General features: G+C 62.9%; 17 protein-coding genes and 1 tRNA gene. 11 read left to right on the forward strand and 7 right to left on the reverse strand.

Annotation, left to right across the window (positions count from 1 at the left end; all coding sequences use genetic code 11):
- Positions 1-213: 213 nt before the first annotated feature.
- The 4 genes from ATF69_RS19235 to ATF69_RS19250 all read left to right on the forward strand — a co-directional run bounded on the left by ATF69_RS19235 (position 214) and on the right by ATF69_RS19250 (position 3,248).
- Positions 214-1,386 carry an HPP family protein gene (locus ATF69_RS19235; protein ID WP_244303765.1) on the forward strand — a complete coding sequence of 391 codons (1,173 nt, stop codon included), beginning with the start codon at positions 214-216 and terminating at the stop codon, positions 1,384-1,386.
- Positions 1,387-1,688: 302 nt separating this feature from the next.
- Positions 1,689-1,940: a translation initiation factor IF-1 gene (infA, locus tag ATF69_RS19240; protein WP_015014402.1), complete on the forward strand. Its 252-nt coding sequence runs from the start codon at positions 1,689-1,691 to the stop codon at positions 1,938-1,940.
- 188 nt (positions 1,941-2,128) lie between these two features.
- Positions 2,129-2,205: transfer RNA gene (locus ATF69_RS19245), tRNA-Pro, on the forward strand.
- A 227-nt stretch (positions 2,206-2,432) separates the two neighbouring features.
- Positions 2,433-3,248, forward strand: coding sequence for a heparan-alpha-glucosaminide N-acetyltransferase (locus ATF69_RS19250; protein ID WP_255356916.1), 816 nt, complete (start codon positions 2,433-2,435; stop codon positions 3,246-3,248).
- Positions 3,249-3,349: 101 nt separating this feature from the next.
- Here the strand turns inward: ATF69_RS19250 and ATF69_RS19255 are convergent, their stop codons facing one another.
- From ATF69_RS19255 to ATF69_RS19280, 6 genes are all read right to left on the reverse strand, one after another.
- Positions 3,350-4,135, reverse strand: coding sequence for a peptidylprolyl isomerase (locus tag ATF69_RS19255; protein ID WP_056063551.1), 786 nt, complete (start codon positions 4,133-4,135; stop codon positions 3,350-3,352).
- A 66-nt stretch (positions 4,136-4,201) separates the two neighbouring features.
- Positions 4,202-4,462 (reverse strand): BolA family protein, encoded by a 261-nt coding sequence (locus ATF69_RS19260; RefSeq protein ID WP_056746271.1) that lies wholly within the window; start codon positions 4,460-4,462, stop codon positions 4,202-4,204.
- Between the two features lie 15 nt (positions 4,463-4,477).
- Positions 4,478-5,017, reverse strand: a complete 540-nt coding sequence (locus ATF69_RS19265) for a septation protein A (protein ID WP_056063543.1) — start codon at positions 5,015-5,017, stop codon at positions 4,478-4,480.
- Between the two features lie 24 nt (positions 5,018-5,041).
- Positions 5,042-5,455 carry a peptide-methionine (R)-S-oxide reductase MsrB gene (gene msrB, locus ATF69_RS19270; RefSeq protein ID WP_146871964.1) on the reverse strand — a complete coding sequence of 138 codons (414 nt, stop codon included), beginning with the start codon at positions 5,453-5,455 and terminating at the stop codon, positions 5,042-5,044.
- On the reverse strand, positions 5,452-6,933 hold the full coding sequence (locus ATF69_RS19275) for a protein adenylyltransferase SelO (protein WP_146871965.1): 1,482 nt from the start codon (positions 6,931-6,933) through the stop codon (positions 5,452-5,454). Before ATF69_RS19275 ends, msrB begins: the two co-directional genes overlap by 4 nt.
- A gap of 79 nt (positions 6,934-7,012) precedes the next feature.
- Complete coding sequence (locus tag ATF69_RS19280) at positions 7,013-8,080, reverse strand: AraC family transcriptional regulator (RefSeq protein WP_146871966.1); 1,068 nt, start codon at positions 8,078-8,080, stop codon at positions 7,013-7,015.
- 185 nt (positions 8,081-8,265) lie between these two features.
- On the opposite strand from ATF69_RS19280, the gene ATF69_RS19285 reads away from it, so the two are divergent.
- A complete protein-coding gene (locus ATF69_RS19285) occupies positions 8,266-9,999 on the forward strand; it encodes a carboxylesterase/lipase family protein (RefSeq protein WP_146871967.1) in 1,734 nt (577 codons plus the stop codon).
- 46 nt (positions 10,000-10,045) lie between these two features.
- On the opposite strand, the gene ATF69_RS19290 is transcribed toward ATF69_RS19285, so the two are convergent.
- Entirely contained in the window at positions 10,046-10,732 is a 687-nt protein-coding gene (locus tag ATF69_RS19290; RefSeq protein ID WP_056063530.1) for a Crp/Fnr family transcriptional regulator, read from the reverse strand.
- 288 nt (positions 10,733-11,020) lie between these two features.
- Between ATF69_RS19290 and ATF69_RS19295 the strand changes: the two genes are divergently transcribed.
- From ATF69_RS19295 to ATF69_RS19320, 6 genes are all read left to right on the forward strand, one after another.
- Positions 11,021-12,664, forward strand: a complete 1,644-nt coding sequence (locus tag ATF69_RS19295) for a 3-(methylthio)propionyl-CoA ligase (RefSeq protein ID WP_146871968.1) — start codon at positions 11,021-11,023, stop codon at positions 12,662-12,664.
- A 187-nt stretch (positions 12,665-12,851) separates the two neighbouring features.
- Positions 12,852-14,084, forward strand: coding sequence for a branched-chain amino acid ABC transporter substrate-binding protein (locus tag ATF69_RS19300; RefSeq protein WP_056063523.1), 1,233 nt, complete (start codon positions 12,852-12,854; stop codon positions 14,082-14,084).
- Between the two features lie 83 nt (positions 14,085-14,167).
- Complete coding sequence (locus tag ATF69_RS19305) at positions 14,168-15,121, forward strand: branched-chain amino acid ABC transporter permease (RefSeq protein WP_056063520.1); 954 nt, start codon at positions 14,168-14,170, stop codon at positions 15,119-15,121.
- A 4-nt stretch (positions 15,122-15,125) separates the two neighbouring features.
- On the forward strand, positions 15,126-16,448 hold the full coding sequence (locus ATF69_RS19310) for a branched-chain amino acid ABC transporter permease (RefSeq protein WP_146871969.1): 1,323 nt from the start codon (positions 15,126-15,128) through the stop codon (positions 16,446-16,448).
- Between the two features lie 2 nt (positions 16,449-16,450).
- On the forward strand, positions 16,451-17,236 hold the full coding sequence (locus ATF69_RS19315; RefSeq protein WP_146871970.1) for an ABC transporter ATP-binding protein: 786 nt from the start codon (positions 16,451-16,453) through the stop codon (positions 17,234-17,236).
- Between the two features lies 1 nt (position 17,237).
- Positions 17,238-17,933 carry an ABC transporter ATP-binding protein gene (locus tag ATF69_RS19320; protein WP_056063513.1) on the forward strand — a complete coding sequence of 232 codons (696 nt, stop codon included), beginning with the start codon at positions 17,238-17,240 and terminating at the stop codon, positions 17,931-17,933.
- The last annotated feature ends 76 nt before the right edge of the window (positions 17,934-18,009 follow it).

Below are 18,009 nucleotides of genomic sequence, written 5' to 3' on the forward strand. Positions count from 1 at the left end.
GACCGGTGCCCGGAGGTGTTCCAACGGATCGATGACCTCTCTCTCTCCTGCAGCATGGCCCTGCCTGCACAATCGTGGACTGATCATCAGACCCGTCGCATATGGCGAGATAGCCCGGCGGAGTGGTAGTGTTGTTGACTGCACGGAGCCGGCCACCATTCAGTCTGCGCCGAGTTGATGCAGCTTGCGGTTGCATCCGCTTTTTTATTCTGTATGCCTCCTTCTTCCCCCTCCGACCTTTCTCCTTCTGCGCCGTCCCGGCCGCCATTGGCGGCGCGCCTGGCCGAATGGCTGCGGCATTTCTGGCCCGCCCCGCTGGGTATTGATGGCAAAGAGCGCCTGCGCTTTGTGGTGGGCGCGGTGATCGGGGTGCTGCTCACGGCATGGCTCAGCCGCTGGTGGGCCCAGGGGAATGGCACTGGACCGTGGATGGTGGCTTCTCTGGGCGCCAGTGCCGTACTGGTGTTTGGCATGCCCTCCAGCCCGCTGGCGCAGCCCTGGCCTGTGTTGGGTGGCAGCACCTTGTCAGCGCTGGTGGGGGCGGTCTGCTCTGCGTTGATTCCGGACAAGGCCCTGGCGGGGGCGGTGGCAGTGGGGCTGGCCATCGCGCTCATGGTGCCATTGCGTTGTCTGCATCCTCCGGGTGGGGCCATGGCGTTGTACGTGGTGTTGACCTCTGGCGATGGGTGGCACCTTGCGGCATTCCCGGTGTTGTTCAACGTCGTACTCCTGTTGATCGCCGCCGTGGTCTACAACGGTTTGACAGGCCGTCGCTACCCGCATCCTCAGCGTGTCACGCCGCGGGTGGCAACGAGTCAGGGCGCTTTCACTGCGTCGGATGTCGATGCGGCGCTGGCCCACTACAACCAGGTGCTCGATGTGAGCCGGGCGGATTTAGAGGGGTTGTTGCACCTAGCGGGCCGCGCAGCTTTCCAGAGAACCCTGGGAGAGTTGCGCTGCGCGGACATCATGTCCAGTCCGCCTCACGCTGTGGAGGCCGGCGTGTCGCTGAAGGAGGCGTGGGCCCTGATGCGTTTGCAGCAAATAAAGGCGCTGCCGGTGGTGGATGCGCAGCGCCAGGTGATTGGTATCGTGACGGTGGCCGACTTCATGCGGCTGGCCAACCTGGACACCCATGAAGGGCTTGGGCAGCGGTTGCGCACACTGGTCATGGGGCGTGGTGGGCAACCCCAGGCAGTGGGCGAGATCATGTCCTACCCGGTCCAGGTGGCGCGCTCGGCCCAGCATGCGATGGACCTTGTGCCGCTCTTTTCGCAGGGCGGACACCATCACATTCCCATCGTGGATGATGTAGATCACCTCGTTGGCATCATCACCCAGACCGACCTCGTGCGTACCCTGGCCTCGGCGGTGCAAGGCCGATAGCGGATGGTTTTCGAGGTTCTGGCTGCGAGCGCTGCGCCCGCGCCACAGGGCAGACCGGGTGTCCCATAGGCAAAACACGGCTTGTCGCGGTACAATTGACAGGCTTTGCACAGCGCTGACGCCTGTTCATTGAAGCCGTCTCCCGGCCCTCTGCCTGATCTGCGCCCTGGGTGCAGCGACTCCCACCGCCCGCCATGCACCGTGTGTCGAGTTTCGACAACGCTGCAGCTGCCGTGGTGAATGCAATAAAACCGCTCAGGCGCCGACCACAGAACATTTGCTTTGAAGAGATAGAGAAACACATGGCCAAAGAAGAACTCATTGAAATGCAGGGCTCCGTCACGGAAGTCTTGCCCGACTCGCGATTTCGCGTCACGCTGGACAACGGCCACCAACTGATTGCCTACACCGGCGGCAAGATGCGCAAGCACCACATCCGTATCCTGGCTGGTGACAAAGTGTCCCTGGAGATGTCGCCTTACGACCTGACCAAGGGTCGCATCACGTTCCGCCACCTCGCCGGTCGCGGTCCTGGCCCTTCCTCCAGCCGCTGATCTTTCCGTTTTCGGTCCGTGGCAGACCGAGGCGGTTCTATAGTTTTTTCTGGTTCGTCTCTTGCCACGTCGCGTTCGCGCGACCGTTCCCTCCTGCGATCTCTTCGCCCTGCTACTTTCTAAAAAAAGTCAAAAAAGCAGGCGATGAGCCAAAAACAGGGGAATTGGCGGGTTAGAATACGAGCTGTCGGAGCGTAGCGCAGCCTGGTAGCGCATCTGCTTTGGGAGCAGAGGGTCGCGAGTTCGAATCCCGCCGCTCCGACCAATGTTTGAAGGCCTTGCAGCAAATGCTGCAAGGCCTTTTTTCTTGCCCCGCCTGGTGCCTTTCAACGCAGAGGCGATCGGGGTCTCGGGGGCGAGCGGAAATGGGCTATTCACCACCATCGTTTCCAGCAGGCTCGCGGAATCTACGTACCATTGTGGCCATCGCCGGTTGGCTCCCATTCGCACCGCCCCTGCCGTTTACCGCGCACTGTGCTTGCTGGTATGTCCATGACCTTCTCTGTGCTCTCTAAAGCCGCTGCCGTACCGTTGCCCCAGTCCGAAGCGCTTGCCCTGCCTGCAGTGCAGCGATACGACGCGGTTGATGCTCTGAGGGGAGTCGCCATGGTGTGGATGACGGTGTTCCACTTCTGTTTTGATCTGAGCCACTTCGGCTTGTGGTCACAGAATTTTCGTGTGGATCCGTTCTGGACCACGCAGCGCACCTTCATCGTGAGTCTTTTCCTGTTTTGCGCGGGACTGGGCCAGGCCATTGCGTTGCATCAGGGGCAGGGCTGGCACCGGTTTGGGCGCCGCTGGGTGCAGATCGCCGGGTGTGCGCTGCTGGTGTCCGCGGGGTCGTTTGTGATGTTTCCGGCCAGCTTCATCTATTTCGGTGTGCTGCATGGCATGGCGGTGATGTTGCTCATTGCGCGCTGTACGGCAGGGTGGGGGCGCTGGCTGTGGCTGGCTGGACTGGTGGCGGTGGCCTTGCCGTGGGCTGCGCAGCAGCTTCTGGCGGGGGTATGGGCCGATGCCGCACCCTGGTTCAATGGGCGAGCCCTGAATTGGCTGGGGTTGGTGTCCCGCAAACCGTTCACGGAAGACTATGTGCCCGTGTTGCCATGGTTGGGTGTGCTCTGGTGGGGGCTCGCTGCAGGTCAATGGGCCATGCGCGCGCGCAGGGGCTGGTTGCAATGGCCGCTACCCGTGGTGGTGCGGCCTCTGGCGACACTGGGGCGATGGAGCCTGAGCTATTACATGCTCCACCAACCGGTGATGATCGGCCTGCTGATGGCTGTGGTGTGGCTGATGGGGCGGACCTGAGCCTCGTCGAACTGTCTGGCCATACTAAACAGGCCGAGCCATAAAAAAACGCGACCGAGGTCGCGTTTTTTGTGGCCATGACGGCTGGGGGGCCGAGTGGCTTATTCCACCTTGGCCTTGGCGCGCAGGTCTTCCTGGAACTTGGCCAGCTTTTGCTGCTGCAGTTGCTGCGCCACTTGGGGCTTGACTTCTTCGAGCTTGGGCAGCTCTGCCTGGCGCACATCGTCCAGGCGGATGATGTGCCAGCCAAACTGGCTCTTCACGGGCGTTTCGGTCATCTTGCCCTTTTCGAGCTTGACCAGCGCTTCGGTGAACTCGCTCACGTAGCTCGATGGGTTGGCCCAGTCGAGGTCGCCGCCCTTGGCGCCGGAGCCTGGGTCCTTGGACTGCTTCTTGGCGATGTCTTCAAACTTGGCGCCCTTCTTGATGGACGCGATGATGGCCTTGGCGTCGGCTTCCTTTTCCACCAGGATGTGGCGGGCCTTGTATTCCTTGCCGCTGTTGGCTGCCACGAACTTGTCGTATTCGGCCTGGATTTCAGCGTCGGTGACGGGGTTCGTCTTCTGGAAGTCGGCGAACAGTTCGCGGATCAGGATGGCCTGGCGTGCCAGGTCCAGCTGGGCCTTGTAGTCTGCCGAGGTTTCCAGGCCGCGCTTTTGAGCTTCCTGCATGAAGATTTCACGGGCAATGACTTCTTCCTTGATCTGGCCTTCGATGTCGGGCGTCACGGGGCGGCCCGAGCGTTCGACCTGCTGCTTGAGCGCTTCGACGCGCTCCTTGGGAACTGCCTTGCCGTTAACAATGGCGACATTCTGGGCGGAAACGGGCAGGGCCAACGTGCCCAGCACGGCAGCGGCAACGAGGCCGGACAGGAGCTGTTTCTTCATGCGGAATCCAAAAAATGAGGGGTTGTTTGCCGACTGAAATCCGGCAGATGTTGACTTGAGGCCGGCTCAGAGAACTTCAATGGCGAGGGCGTGAACGCCTTGGTCAATAAATTCTTGCAGCGCATCATACACAAGGCGGTGTTGGGCCACGCGGGAGCGTCCTGTAAAGAAAGGTGACGAAATTCGCACCCGAAAATGGGTGCCGAATCCCGTGCCGTTGGCACCCGCATGGCCTGCGTGGGCGGCGCTTTCGTCCAGCACCTCCAGGTGGCTGGGGGTGAGGCGGTCGGCCAGTGTCTGGTGCATCTGATCTGCGATGGAGTTCATGGGCTTCACACTCGTTCAGGTGGTGGGCTCGTCGCCCTTGAGGTGGGGCGCAATGTAGATACCCTGGGCCACCAGGAAGACCAGCGGAAACGCATAGCCCCACAACTTGAAGTCCACCCAGGCTTCGGTGCTGAAGTTCATCACCACGTACGCGTTGATGGCAGACATGAAGGCGCAGTAGATGATCCAGGCCACGTTCAGCCGCTGCCATACGGCGTCGGGCAAGTCCAGCTGGCTGCCCAGCAGCATCTTGAGGAAATTCTTCTTGAGCGCCCAGAGCGCTACCGCCAGGGCCACCGACATAGCGCCATAGAGCACTGTGGGTTTCCATTTGATGAACCGGTCGTCCTGCAGCACCAGCGTGAGCGTGCCAAACAGCAGGATCAGCACCAGGGTGACCTTGTGCATGGTCTGCAGGCGCCGGTCGATGGCGTAGATGATGGCCATCTGCAAGGCCGTGGCCGCCATGAGCACGGCGGTGCCTACGTAGATGCCGTAGAACTTGTAGGCTCCGAAGAACAGCAGGATGGGAAAAAAGTCGATCAGAATTTTCATGGAGTCAGCAAGGAGTCCCGGGCTTCAGCGGTCGCCGGACTCGAAGTCCAGCGAAGCCGAGTTCATGCAATACCGCAGCCCGGTGGGCGCTGGGCCATCTTCAAACACATGGCCCAGGTGCGCCCCGCATTGTGCACACACCGTTTCGGTACGGACCATGCCATGGCTGCGGTCCACGATTTCGGTGATGGCGCCGGGGATGGCTTCGGAAAAGCTGGGCCAGCCGCAGCCCGCGTCAAACTTGGTGACCGAGTCAAACAGCTTGGCGCCGCAGCAGACGCAGTGGTAGCTGCCGTCGGCCCAGTGGGCTTCGTACTTGCCGGTGAAGGGGCGCTCGGTGGCGGCATGGCGCGTGACCTGGAAGGCCACGGGTTCTGCGCCTTTTTCGCGCAGTATGGCTTGCCATTCGGCGTCAGTCTTCTGGATGGGATGGGTCATGATGAACAGCTGATCTCGATGGAAGACGCCCAGTCGGGCGGGAAGGCGGCGTAGGCGTCATGCCCCGGGTGCTCGTCAAACGGGCGCTCCAGCAGCCGCTGCAGGGTTTGGAGTTCACCGAAGTCGCCAAGTTTCGCCGCACGAATGGCCTGTTCGCCCAGGTGGTTGCGCAGCACGAACTTGGGATTGGTTTTGAGCATCAAATCGGCTTGATGCGCTACATCCATATGCCTTGAGTGCTCTGAATATAGTAGCAACCATTGGTCCAGGCCAGCACGGTCCGCAAACAGGTCGCGCACGGGCTCCATGTCTTGGGTGCCCACGGCCTGCGACAGGCGGCGCCAGAAGATGGGGTAGTCCACCCGGTTCTGGGCCAGCAGCAGCAAGATGCCGTCGATGAGAGCGCCATCGCCGTCGCTGGCCTCCCGCAGCCCCAGCTTGGCGCGCATGCGGGCCATGAAGGCCTCGGGGAAAACCGTCTTGTAAGACTCCAGGGCCTGCTTGGCCAGTTCCTGGTCGCCGATCAGGGGCAGCAGCGCCTGTGCCAGGCAAAACAGGTTCCAGTACGCCACATTGGGCTGGCGGTTGTAGGCGTAACGGCCTTGCGAGTCGCTGTGGTTGCACACGTGGCCGGGCACAAACGCGTCGAGAAACTGAAACGGCCCGTAGTCAATCGTCAGGCCCAGGATGCTCATGTTGTCGGTGTTCATCACGCCATGGCAAAAGCCGACCGCCTGCCACTGCGCCATGAGGCGTGCGGTGCGCTCGCTCACGGCCTGCAGCAGGGCGGCGTACGGGTTGCCTGCCAGGTCGGTACTGCCCCGGCATTCGGGGTAGTAGCGGTCGATGACGTAGTCGGCCAGCGTTTGCAGCGCGGCCTCCTGGCCGTTGGCAGCAAAGTGCTCGAAATGACCAAAACGCACAAAGCTGCGTGCCACGCGGGTGACGACGGCAGCGGTCTCGATTTCTTCGCGGCGGACATGCGCGGGAGAGCCGGTGATGCACAGTGCGCGCGATGTCGGCACACCCAGTCCGTGCATGGCTTCGCTGCACAAAAACTCGCGGATGCTGGAGCGCAACACCGCACGGCCATCGCCCATGCGAGAGTAGGGCGTGCGGCCTGCACCCTTGAGCTGGACCTCCCACCCCGTAGCCGTCTCTCCGAGCAAGATGGCGCGCCCATCGCCCAGCTGACCAGCCCAGACGCCAAACTGGTGTCCGCTGTACACGCTGGCCAGGGGGCGCGAGCCTGCCAGCAGGCGGTTGCCGGTAAAGGCCTGCAGGGCCTCATCGCTGCGCAATGCGGCTTCATCCAGCCCTAGCAGTTGCGCTACGGCGGGGCTGGTGCCTACCCAATGGGGCGTGGGCAGAGGGGTGGGGCGCAGTTCGGTGAAAAAGTCGGTGCCCAGCGCGGCAAAGCGGTGGTCCCAGGCGAGGCCGAGGTCGGTGTGGGCGTCGCTGTCGGCAGTCAGGGTCATGGGCTGGATTGTCTCGCAGGCCGGATGCCCCGGCGCCCACAGGGCCATGGCAGGGGGGGGAGAGCCTGCACCGCGACCGCTACAACGACACTGCCGCCGTAAGGAAAGCCGGGCCTGGTGCAGGCTGCTGCAGCTGCTGGCGATATTGGCCTGGTGGCATGCCAAACCAGCGCTTGCAGGCACGAAACAGGTTGCTCTGGTCGCTGAAACCCAGCTGGTCCGCCACCTCGGCCAGGCTGCGGCGCGGGTCGGCCAGGTATTGGCGGGCCAGCTCGCTGCGGGTGTCGTCCAGCAGTTGCTGAAAACTCACCGACTCTGCCTGCAGCCGGCGCTGCAAGGTGCGATCGGTGAGGTGCAGGCGCGCAGCCACGTCCTCGCGCCGGGGTTCACCGAGGTGCAGCATGCGCGATATCTCGGTGCGCACCTTGGCGCTGACCAGCGATTGGCCCAACGGGCCCAGTTGTCCCAGCTCGGCCTCCACCAGTTGTTCGTGCAGCGCCCACAGGCTCGGGTTGTGGGTGGGAATGGGTTGCAGCAGGTCGGCTTCGGCCATCAGAAAGCGGTTTACCGGCTGGCCAAAGCGGGGTGGCACGCCGAATGCCGCGCGATGCCGCGTGTCGTCGGCCGGCGCTGGGGTGACCAGCTCCACGGCCAGGGGCGTGAGGTCGCGCCGGGTGAGCCAATCGCACAGCGTCAGCAGGGTCAGCACCGCAAACTCCACCCGCTGTCGTGGTATGGGGCGCGAGGCCCCAATGTGGTTGAGCACCATCCAGTAACCGCGTGGGTCTCGCTCCATCGAGAACGTGGTGGCGTCCGAGATCAGCGCCATGTGCCGGTCCAGGTGTCTGAAGCCTTCGAGAAGGTTGGGGCCCGAGGCCAGTGCGTGGCCGACCAGGTCCAGCTTGCCGTAGCGCGCGGCCAGCTGGCGGTCCAGGCCCAGCCCCGGGCGTTCGTAGTGCTGGGCTGCGGCCTCCCACAAGCGGCTGACGCGGTCCACATCCACGCGGGTGTGGGGGTGCTGCAGGCTCTCCAGGTCGATGTCGGCCTGCGCGCACAGGGCTGGTACCGGCAGTCCTTCGGCTGCAAACAGCTCCGCAATGCCGCGCACCCAGGCGGCAGAGCTGGTGCGCTGCGGCAATGGGTTCATGGGCAAGCCCCAGTCTCAGGGTTTACGCGCGGGTGGTGTTCTGAAGTCACTGTTTTGGTGCGGTTGCGATAGTGGGTTGTGGGCCGGGCGTTTCCACAATCGGCGCCGAGGTCGGTCCCAGGCGCGAGTGTGATGCGTTCTGCAAGCCCGCCCCATTCCTGAAAACCCCGAAGGAGACAAACAACATGGCCTATTTTGCAAAGAGCCTGCGCTGGGGCGCAGCATGCCTCGCCGCTGTGATGACCACGGCGTGTGGTGGTTCTGGCGGTACGCCGCCCGAACTGCGCGAAACCCGCTATGGCATGGTGCGCGGCACGGATGACAGCGCCACCAGCGGCACTTATGCCTGGAAGGGTGTTCCCTACGCACAACCCCCTGTCGGGGCCCTGCGCTGGCAGCCGCCCGCGGCGCCCGCCGCCTGGACGGGCGAGCGCAGCGCCACCCGGTTTGGTAGTGCGTGCCTGCAGATGGGCCGTATTTACGGCCCGGGCGCCAACAATCGTTTTGACGACACGATTGGCCAGACGCTCAACACCCCGCTGGGCAGCGAAGACTGCCTGACCCTCAACATCTGGCGTCCGGCCACCGCGCAGGACAACCTGCCAGTGCTGGTCTTCATCCACGGTGGCAGTGCCATCTCGGGCTACACCGCCGACCCGGTGTACGACGGCGCCGCGCTGGCCAAGTCGGCCAATGCCATCGTGGTCACAGCCAACTACCGGCTGGATGTGCTGGGGTATCTGCAGTTGCCCGCCCTGCATGCCGGCAACAACGGCAATGGAAGCAGCGCAGGCGGCAGCACTTATACCGGCAACTACGCGCTGCTGGACGTCGTGCAGGCGCTGCGGTTCGTCCAGGGCAACATCGCCCGGTTTGGCGGCAATGCGGGCAACGTCACGTTGATGGGGCAGTCGGCGGGGGCCATCAATGCCTTGGCGCTGCTGACCGCACCGCAGGCTACCGGGCTGTTCCACAAATTGGTACCGATCAGTGGCGGGATCTCCTTGGCGTCGAACCTGCCCGCCGGGTCCATCCCCACGCTCAACCCGGTCTCCCGCTACGCCACACAGGCCAGCCAGTTGCTGGCGCATCTGGCCGTGGCCGATGGCCTGGCACCTGGCCTGCCCGAAGCCCAGACCCTGGTGGCCAGCTGGCCCCCCGCGCAGGTGGCCAGTTACCTGCGTGGCAAGGATGCGCGGGTCGTCTTGCAGACGGTGCTGGCAAAGGGGCTGACAGGTTCTGGCCCGATCCCGGACGGTGTGGTGGTTCCGGCCGATCCGATCACGGAGATTTCTGCGGGCCGCTATCAGAAAGTGCCTGTGTTGTCCGGCTACACGGCCGAGGAGGGCAAGCTGTTTGCCCCGTTCCTGGTGCTGCTGGGCGGCAAGCCCGGCATGAAGATCGGCGATGCAGAGCGCTTTGCGATGATGCAGCGCTTCGACCCTGATGTCCCCACCACCCTCACTGCGGCGGACATTCTGGATGCGTCCTACCTGCCGGTGACAGCCCCGGGCACGGGCTACAACGCACGCACCCAGCTGCTGGGCAATGTGTTCATTGGCGCCAGCCGCGACAACCTGCTGAACGCCCTGCGCAGCCAGCAGAGCAATGTGTGGAACTACCAGTTCAACTGGGCCCAGCAGCCCGCACCGTGGCACGATGTGTACGGCGCGGCCCATGCGTTCGACCTGCCCTTTGTGTTTGGCAACTTCGGTCCCTCGGTGTTTGCGAAGGCGACCAACAGCACCGCCAACCAGCCGGGGCGCCTGGCCCTGTCGCGGGCCATGATGGACAGCCTGCGCGCCTTTGTGCACACCGGCGATCCCAACAACGCCACGCTGGGCCAGACCTGGCAGCCGTGGCCCCGCAAGTTCATCTTTGATGCAGACCAGAAGGCGGTGCGCCTGAGCGTGCAATGACTCTCACGCTGCAGATGTCGAACAGACCCCGGCCGAATGCGGGTGTTCAGTGCGCGGCAGTGGCGGCGAGGTATGCGTTCAGCGCCTCGTCGTCCACGATGGCCACGCGCCCGAAGTCCAGCGACACAATGCCCATGCCCTCCAGCGACTGCAGCACCTTGTTCACGGTCTGCCGCGACAGGCCCACCAACTGGCCCAGCTCTTCCTGCGTGAGGTTGAGCCGCCGGGTGCTGCGCCAGAACAGGCGGCTGAGGTACAGCGCCACGCGGTGCTCGGTGGACTGGGTGCGCCCGGCTTCGATGATGGTCATGGCCTGGCCCAGCCGCATGTTCAGATGCAGCACCAGGAACTGGTTGAACGCCAGGCTGGTCTCGCGCAGCGTGGCAAACAGCGGCAGGGGCAGGCACAGAAGGGTGGTGGGGCGCAGTGCCACCACGTGGTACCGGCGGGGCTCGGGCTTCATGGCCGAGCCCTCGCCAAACCATTCACCGTCAGGCACGCCGATGAAGGCGGACGACCGGCCCTTGCTGGTGGGGCTCTGCAGCATCACCAGACCCGACAGCACGGCATGCCAGCCCCGCACGGCGCTGCCGGCGGGCATCATCACCGCGCCCTTGTCGGCCTGCTCGGCAAACACCTCTTCGCGCAGCCGCTCCTGCATGGCAGCAGGCAGGCCCGCGAACCAGGGCTGGGCGGCAATGAATCGTTGGGCGGAAGGGGCAGCGCAAAGCATGGGCCCGATTGTCGCTGCAGCGGTGCCGGCGGTTCAGGGTATTCCCTTGCCCTTTGTCAGTGGGACGACAAGTGTTGGCAGCCATGCCCGCCGGGCGCACACTCCGCTGCGGTTCACGGAGGCCAGCGACCGCGCAACCATGCCGCCGCCGATGCCATGCCGGTGTGGTGGTGCGGCGTGTGTGGGTTCATCCCAGCGGCGTGCGGGGGCACGACGCCGGCGACACCCGGACGCCGATACGCGCGCTACGATGACCGTTCCATTCACTACAACATCCAAGGAGTATTCATGCTGGGCTTGATGCAGAGTCAACCGTTGCTGATTTCGTCGCTGATCGAATTCGCAGAGCGCCACCACGGCGACGCCGAAATCGTGTCCCGACGGGTGGAGGGGGACATCCATCGCTACACGTACCGCGACCTCGCCGCACGTGCCCGCCGCCTGGCCAACGCGCTGGATGACCTGAAGCTCCAGTTCAGCGACCGGGTGGCCACGCTGGCCTGGAACGGCTATCGCCACATGGAGATGTATTTCGGCGTGAGCGGATCGGGCCGCGTGCTGCACACCGTCAATCCACGCCTGCACCCCGACCAGATCGCCTGGATCATCAACCACGCAGAAGACCAGGTGATGTGCTTTGACACCACCTTCCTGCCCCTGGTGCAGGCGGTGCACACCAAATGCCCCACCGTCAAGAAATGGGTCGCCCTGTGCGATGCCGATAAGCTGCCGGCCGACACCGGCATCCCCGGCCTGACCAGCTACGAAGCCTGGATTGGTGCGCAGTCTTCGGACTACGCATGGCCTGAGTTCGATGAGAACTCTGCATCGAGCATGTGCTACACCAGCGGCACCACAGGCAACCCCAAGGCCGCGCTGTACAGCCACCGCTCCACCACGCTGCACGCCTATGCTGCGGCGCTGCCTGATGTCATGTGCCTCTCGGCCCGCGACTCGGTGCTGCCCGTGGTGCCCATGTTCCACGTCAATGCCTGGGGCATTCCGTACTCGGCCGCGCTCACTGGCTGCAAGCTGGTGTTCCCCGGACCGGCGATGGATGGCAAGTCGATCTACGAATTGATCGAAGCGGAGAAGGTCAGCTACGCGGCGGGCGTGCCCACCGTGTGGCAGATGATGCTGGGCCACATGAAGCCTGCGGGCCTCAAGTTCTCCACACTGCGCCGCACGGTGATCGGCGGATCGGCTTGCCCGCCCGCCATGATCCACGCCTTCAAGGAAGACTACGGTGTGGAGGTGCTGCACGCCTGGGGCATGACCGAGATGAGCCCGCTGGGAACGCTGTGCACGCTGAAGAACAAGCACCTCGTCATGTCCAAGGACGAGCAGATGAAGATCCTGCAAAAGCAGGGCCGTGCGATCTATGGCGTGGACATGAAGATCGTGGGTGGCGACGGCAACGAGCTGCCCTGGGACGGCAAGACCTATGGCGACCTGCTGGTCAAGGGCCCCTGGATCGTGGGCAGCTACTTCAAGGGCGAGGGCGGTGACCCGCTGGTGCGCGACGCGCAGGGCAGGGGCTGGTTCCCCACCGGTGACGTGGCCACCATCGACGCCGACGGCTTCATGCAGATCACCGACCGCAGCAAGGACGTGATCAAGTCCGGTGGCGAATGGATCAGCTCCATCGACATCGAGAACATTGCGATGGCCCATCCCGCCATTGCCATGGCGGCGTGTGTGGGTATGCCTCATCCCAAGTGGGACGAGCGCCCCATCGTGGCCGTGGTCAAGCGGCCTGGCGCAGAGGTGACGCGCGAAGCGCTGCTGGCCTTCTACGAAGGCAAGACGGCCAAGTGGCAGATCCCTGACGACGTGGTGTTTGTCGATGCCATTCCGCTCGGTGCCACCGGCAAGATGCTCAAGACCAAGCTGCGTGAGCAGCTCAAGGATTACAAGCTTCCCGGCCTGTGATCAGGGTGGGGCAATGCATGTGCGCGCATCGCTTGCGAGCGCCATTTGTTGCACTGCCCCAGGCTGGTGCGCGCTCGGGGGAGCGCAGCGCCAGTCACGTGTGCGACGCTGGTAGGGGCAATCCCTGAGCATCGCTTTGTTGCAACGCGGTACGCTGCGTTGTGTCGATTTACAAGGAGACAAAAGCATGAAGTTCGCTATTAAGGCTGTAGCAGCCTCGGTAATCTTGGCAAGCGCTGGCGGGGCCTTCGCTCAAAAGGGCGAGACGGTCAAAATCGCCTGGCTCGACCCCCTGTCTGGCCTGATGGCGGCCGTGGGAACGAACCAGCTCAAGAGCTTCCAGTTCATCGCTGAAGAGTTCAACAAGAAGAACCCTGCCGGCGTCAAATTTGAAATCATCGGCATCGACAACAAACTCAGCCCGCAGGAAACCACCAGCGCCCTGCGCTCGGCCATGGACCAGGGTGCGCGCTACGTGGTGCAGGGCAACGGCTCTGGTCCCGCACTGGCCATCATGGACGCGCTCGAAAAGCACAACGCACGCAATCCCGGCAAGGAAGTCCTGTTCCTGAACTACGCTGCCGTGGACCCAGACCTCACCAACAGCAAATGCAGCTACTGGCACTTCCGTCTGGATGCAGACACCTCCATGAAGATGGAAGCGCTGACGACCTACATGAAGGACCTGCCAGAGGTCAAGAAGGTCTACCTGATCAACCAGAACTACTCGCACGGCCACCAGGTCTCCAAGTTCGCCAAGGAAATGATGCAGCGCAAGCGCCCTGATGTGCAGTTTGTCGGCGACGACCTGCACCCCTTGGCCCAGGTGCGTGACTTCTCGCCCTACATCGCCAAGATCAAGGCATCGGGCGCTGACAGCGTGATCACCGGCAACTGGGGTTCTGACCTGGCACTGCTGATCAAGGCCGCCAACGACGCGGGCCTGAACAACGTCAACTTCTACACCTACTACGGCTCCGTCACCGGCAGCCCCACTGCCATGGGCTCTGCCGCTGCAGGCCGCGTTTACATGGTGGCTTACGCCCACATGAACCTGCCGGGCGAGCTCAACAAGATCGTGGTGGACTACAAGAAGAAGTTCAACGACGACATGTACACCGGCGCCGTGTACCACGCCTTCACCATGCTGTCCGAAGGTTTCGTGAAAGCCAAGTCCACCGACCCCGTCAAGGTGGCCGCAGCGTTTGAAGGCATGAAGTTCAAGAGCTTCAACGGGGAAGTCGAGATGCGCAAGACCGACCACCAGTTGCAGCAGGGCCTGTTCATTTCCAAGTGGGAAAAGGCCGGCGGCAAGTACCCCATCGACTCGGAAAACACCGGCTATACCTTCGTGCCGCTGAAGTACTACGAGCCCTACGTGGCCAGCACGCCCACGTCGTGCCAGATGAAGCGCCCCTAAATCCGGCGCTGGCGTTTCGGCGCCAGAACTTCGAGGCCCGACGTACTCGGGCCTTTTTTTTCCCTCCGTGATGAAAAATTCCAATGAATCCTGAGTTTTTCGTGATCTCTTTGCTGAACGGCGTGAGCTATGGGCTCCTGCTGTTCATGCTGAGTTCCGGCCTCACGCTGATCTTCAGCATGATGGGCGTGCTCAACTTCGCACACACCAGCTTCTACATGCTGGGTGCCTATTTCGCGTTCACCATCTCCGGGGTGGTGGGCTTCTGGCCTGCGCTGGTGCTGGCACCGCTTGTGGTGTTTGTGCTGGGGGCTGCGTTCGAGCGCTACGCCCTGCGCCGGGTGCACAAGTTTGGCCATGTGCCCGAGCTGCTGGTCACGTTCGGGCTGTCGTACCTGATTCTGGAGGTCGTGCAGCTGGTCTGGGGGCGCTCCACGGTGCCTTACGGCCTGCCAGAGCAATTGCAGGGCCCGCTGTTCTCGCTGTACGGCACGCAGTTTCCCAAGTCGCGTTCGTTTGTGATGCTGGTGGCGCTGCTGATGCTGCTGTCGGTGTGGCTGCTGCTCACACGCACCCGCATCGGGCTGGTGATCCAGGCGGCTCTCAAGTACCCCGAAATGGTGGAGGCACTGGGTCACAACGTGCCGCGCGTGTTCATGCTGGTGTTTGGTGGCGGAGCCGCGCTGGCGGGTCTGGCGGGCGTGATCGGCGGCAACACCTATGTGACCGAGCCTGCGATGGCGGCGTCCGTGGGCTCCATCATCTTCGTGGTGGTGGTGGTGGGTGGCATGGGCTCGTTGGCCGGTGCTTTCATCGCTTCGCTGCTGATTGGCGTGGTGCAGACCTTTGCCGTGGCGCTGGACTACTCGCTGATCCACGTCTTCAAGGCCGTGGGTGTGGCGGTGACCGACCAGACCTTTGGCTATCCCTTGCTCAAGCTCACGATTTCCCAGGTGGCGCCCATCCTGCCGTACCTGTTCCTCGTGCTGATCCTGATCTTCCGCCCCAAGGGCCTTCTGGGCACGCGGGAGGACTGATGCCATGAATTCAACCACTCATCCTGTCTCCAGTGCCACGTCGCACTACCGGTTCAAGCCCTGGAACGTCGGGCGCTTTGTGATCTGGACGCTGTTTGCCGCAGCACTGATCGTGGCGCCCATGCTGTTTCGCAGCAGCCTGGCGCTGACCATGCTCTCGCAGATCGGCTACCTCATCATCATCTGCCTGTCCTACAACATGTTGTTGGGGCAGGGCGGCATGCTGAGCTTCGGCCATGCCGTGTACACCGGTCTGGGTTCGTTCATAGCCATCCACGCCATGAACATGGCAAGCAAAGGCAGCTTCAGCATTCCGCTGGTGCTGATTCCTATCGTGGGCGGGCTGGCGGGGGCCTTCTTTGCCATCTTGCTGGGCTTTGTCACGACCAAGAAGTCGGGCACCACGTTCGCCATGATCACGCTGGGCATTGGCGAGCTGGTGGCTTCGATGGCGCTGATGTTCCCCGAGTTCTTCGGGGGCGAAGGCGGCATCACCACCGACCGCGTGTATGGCCAGTCGTTCTTCGGCATCACCTTCGGTCCTGCCATTCAGGTGTACTACCTGATCGCCGTGTACTGCTTCGTGTGCACTGCGGCGATGTTTGCCTTCACCGGCACACCGCTGGGCCGCATCCTGAACGCAGTGCGCGACAACCCCGAGCGTGTGGAGTTCATTGGCTACAACACGCAGCGCGTGCGCTACTTCGCCTTCATCATTGCGGGCTTCTTTGCCGGCATTGGTGGTGGTCTGGCCACTATCAACTTCGAGATCGTGACGGGTGCTGACAGCCTGAACGTGGTGCGTTCGGGTGGCTACCTGCTGTTCACCTTCCTGGGCGGCGCCACCTTCTTCTTCGGCCCCATCATTGGTGCCGTGCTGCTGGTGCTGGCTTCTGTGCTGCTGTCCGAGCTGTCCAAGGCCTGGCTGCTGTATCTGGGCCTGGTGTTCCTGTTCATGGTGATGTATGCGCCCGGTGGCGTGGCCAGCCTGATCATGATGAATCTGCGCCTGGCCAAGTTCGGCAAGCTGCGCCAGCTGTGGACCTCTTACCTTGCGCTGGGCGGTACTGCCCTGGTGGGTGTGATGGGCGCGGCCTGCATGATCGAGATGACCTACCACTTGCAGCTCAATGCCGCGCTGGGGCCAGAGTTGACCTTCCTGGGCGCCACGCTCAACGCCAAGGGCTTTACCAGCTGGTTTGGTGGGGTGTTTGTGATGGTGACGGGCTTTGCCCTGTTCGAACTCTGCCGCCGCCAATTTGTGCGCCAGTGGAGCAGGATCCAGGAAGAAATAGAACATGAAATCAAGCGCGGGGAGGCTTTGTAACCATGGCGGCTGACAACCCAACCTATGCGCTCGAACTGCGCGACTTGCGCAAGAGCTTTGGCAAGACCGAGATCATCCGCGGCGCCAACCTGGCCGTCGCGCCCGGTGAGCGCGTGGCCATCATCGGCCCCAACGGTGCGGGCAAGTCCACGCTGTTCAATCTGATCAGCGGGCGCTTTGCGCCCACCAGCGGCGATGTGATCCTGAATGGCCATCGCATCAACGGCATGGCACCGTACGAGATCAACCGGCGCGGGCTCTCGCGCAGCTTCCAGATCACCAACATCTTCCCCAAGCTGTCGGTGTTCGAAAACCTGCGGTGCGGCGTGCTGTGGAGCATGGGCTACAAGTACACGTTCCTGCGCTTCCTGTCGAACCTGCACGATGCCAACGAGCGCGCCAAGCAGCTCATGGAAATGATCAAGCTCGACAAGAAGCGCGACACGCTGGCGATGAACCTGACCTACGCTGAGCAGCGTGCGCTGGAGATTGGCATCACCATCGCGGGCGGTGCCAACGTCATCCTGCTGGACGAACCTACGGCCGGCATGAGCAAGACCGAGACCTCACGCTTCATCCACCTCATCAAGGAAGTGACCGAAGGCCGCACGCTGCTGACGGTGGAGCACGACATGGGCGTGGTGTTCGGCCTGGCCGACAAGATCGCTGTGGTGGTGTATGGCGAGGTGATTGCCTTTGACACGCCCGACAAGGTGCGCGCCAACCAGCGCGTGCAAGAGGCCTATCTGGGCTCGGTCGTTGCGGACGAGCAAGGGGCGGGACACTGACATGCTGAAAATCGAAAATCTCCACGCCTATTACGGCAAGAGCCATGTGCTGCATGGCGTGACCTTCGACGTACAACCCGGTGAAATCGTGGCCCTGCTGGGGCGCAACGGTTCGGGCCGCTCCACCACCGCGAAGGCCATCATGGGTCTGGTGGACTGGGAGGGCACACTCAACTGGAAGGGGCAGGACCTCAATGGCAGGAAGGCCTACGAGATCGCCCACCTGGGGGTGGGTTATGTGCCCGAAAGCCGCGATGTGTTCCCCAACCTCACCGTGCACCAGAACCTGATGCTCGGCCAAAAGGGCAGTGGCAAGAACAGCCGCTGGTCGTTTGACGACATGTACGAGATGTTCCCCCGACTCAAGGAGCGCCAGCACACCGAGGCGGGCGTGATGTCGGGCGGCGAGCAGCAGATGCTGACCCTGTGCCGCACGCTCATGGGTGACCCGGACCTCATCATCATCGACGAGCCCACCGAGGGTCTGGCACCCAAGATCGTCGAGCTGGTGGGGCAGTACCTGCAGACCATCAAGTCGCGCGGCATCTCGGTGCTGTTGATCGAGCAGAAGCTGACCATTGCCATGAAGATCTCGGACCGCGCGCTGGTCATGGGGCATGGCTCGATCGTGTTCCAGGGCACACCGGACAGCCTGCGGGCCGACAACTACATCCGCAAGGAATGGCTTGAAGTCTGACGATTTCTGAAAAACCATGGCCAAAAGAGGCGCCCGATAGCTGAAGGCGCCTCTTTTTTTGCTCTACCAAATGTTG

The organism is Acidovorax delafieldii (assembly GCF_007993815.1).
GTDB classification, from domain to species: Bacteria; Pseudomonadota; Gammaproteobacteria; order Burkholderiales; family Burkholderiaceae_C; genus Acidovorax; species Acidovorax delafieldii.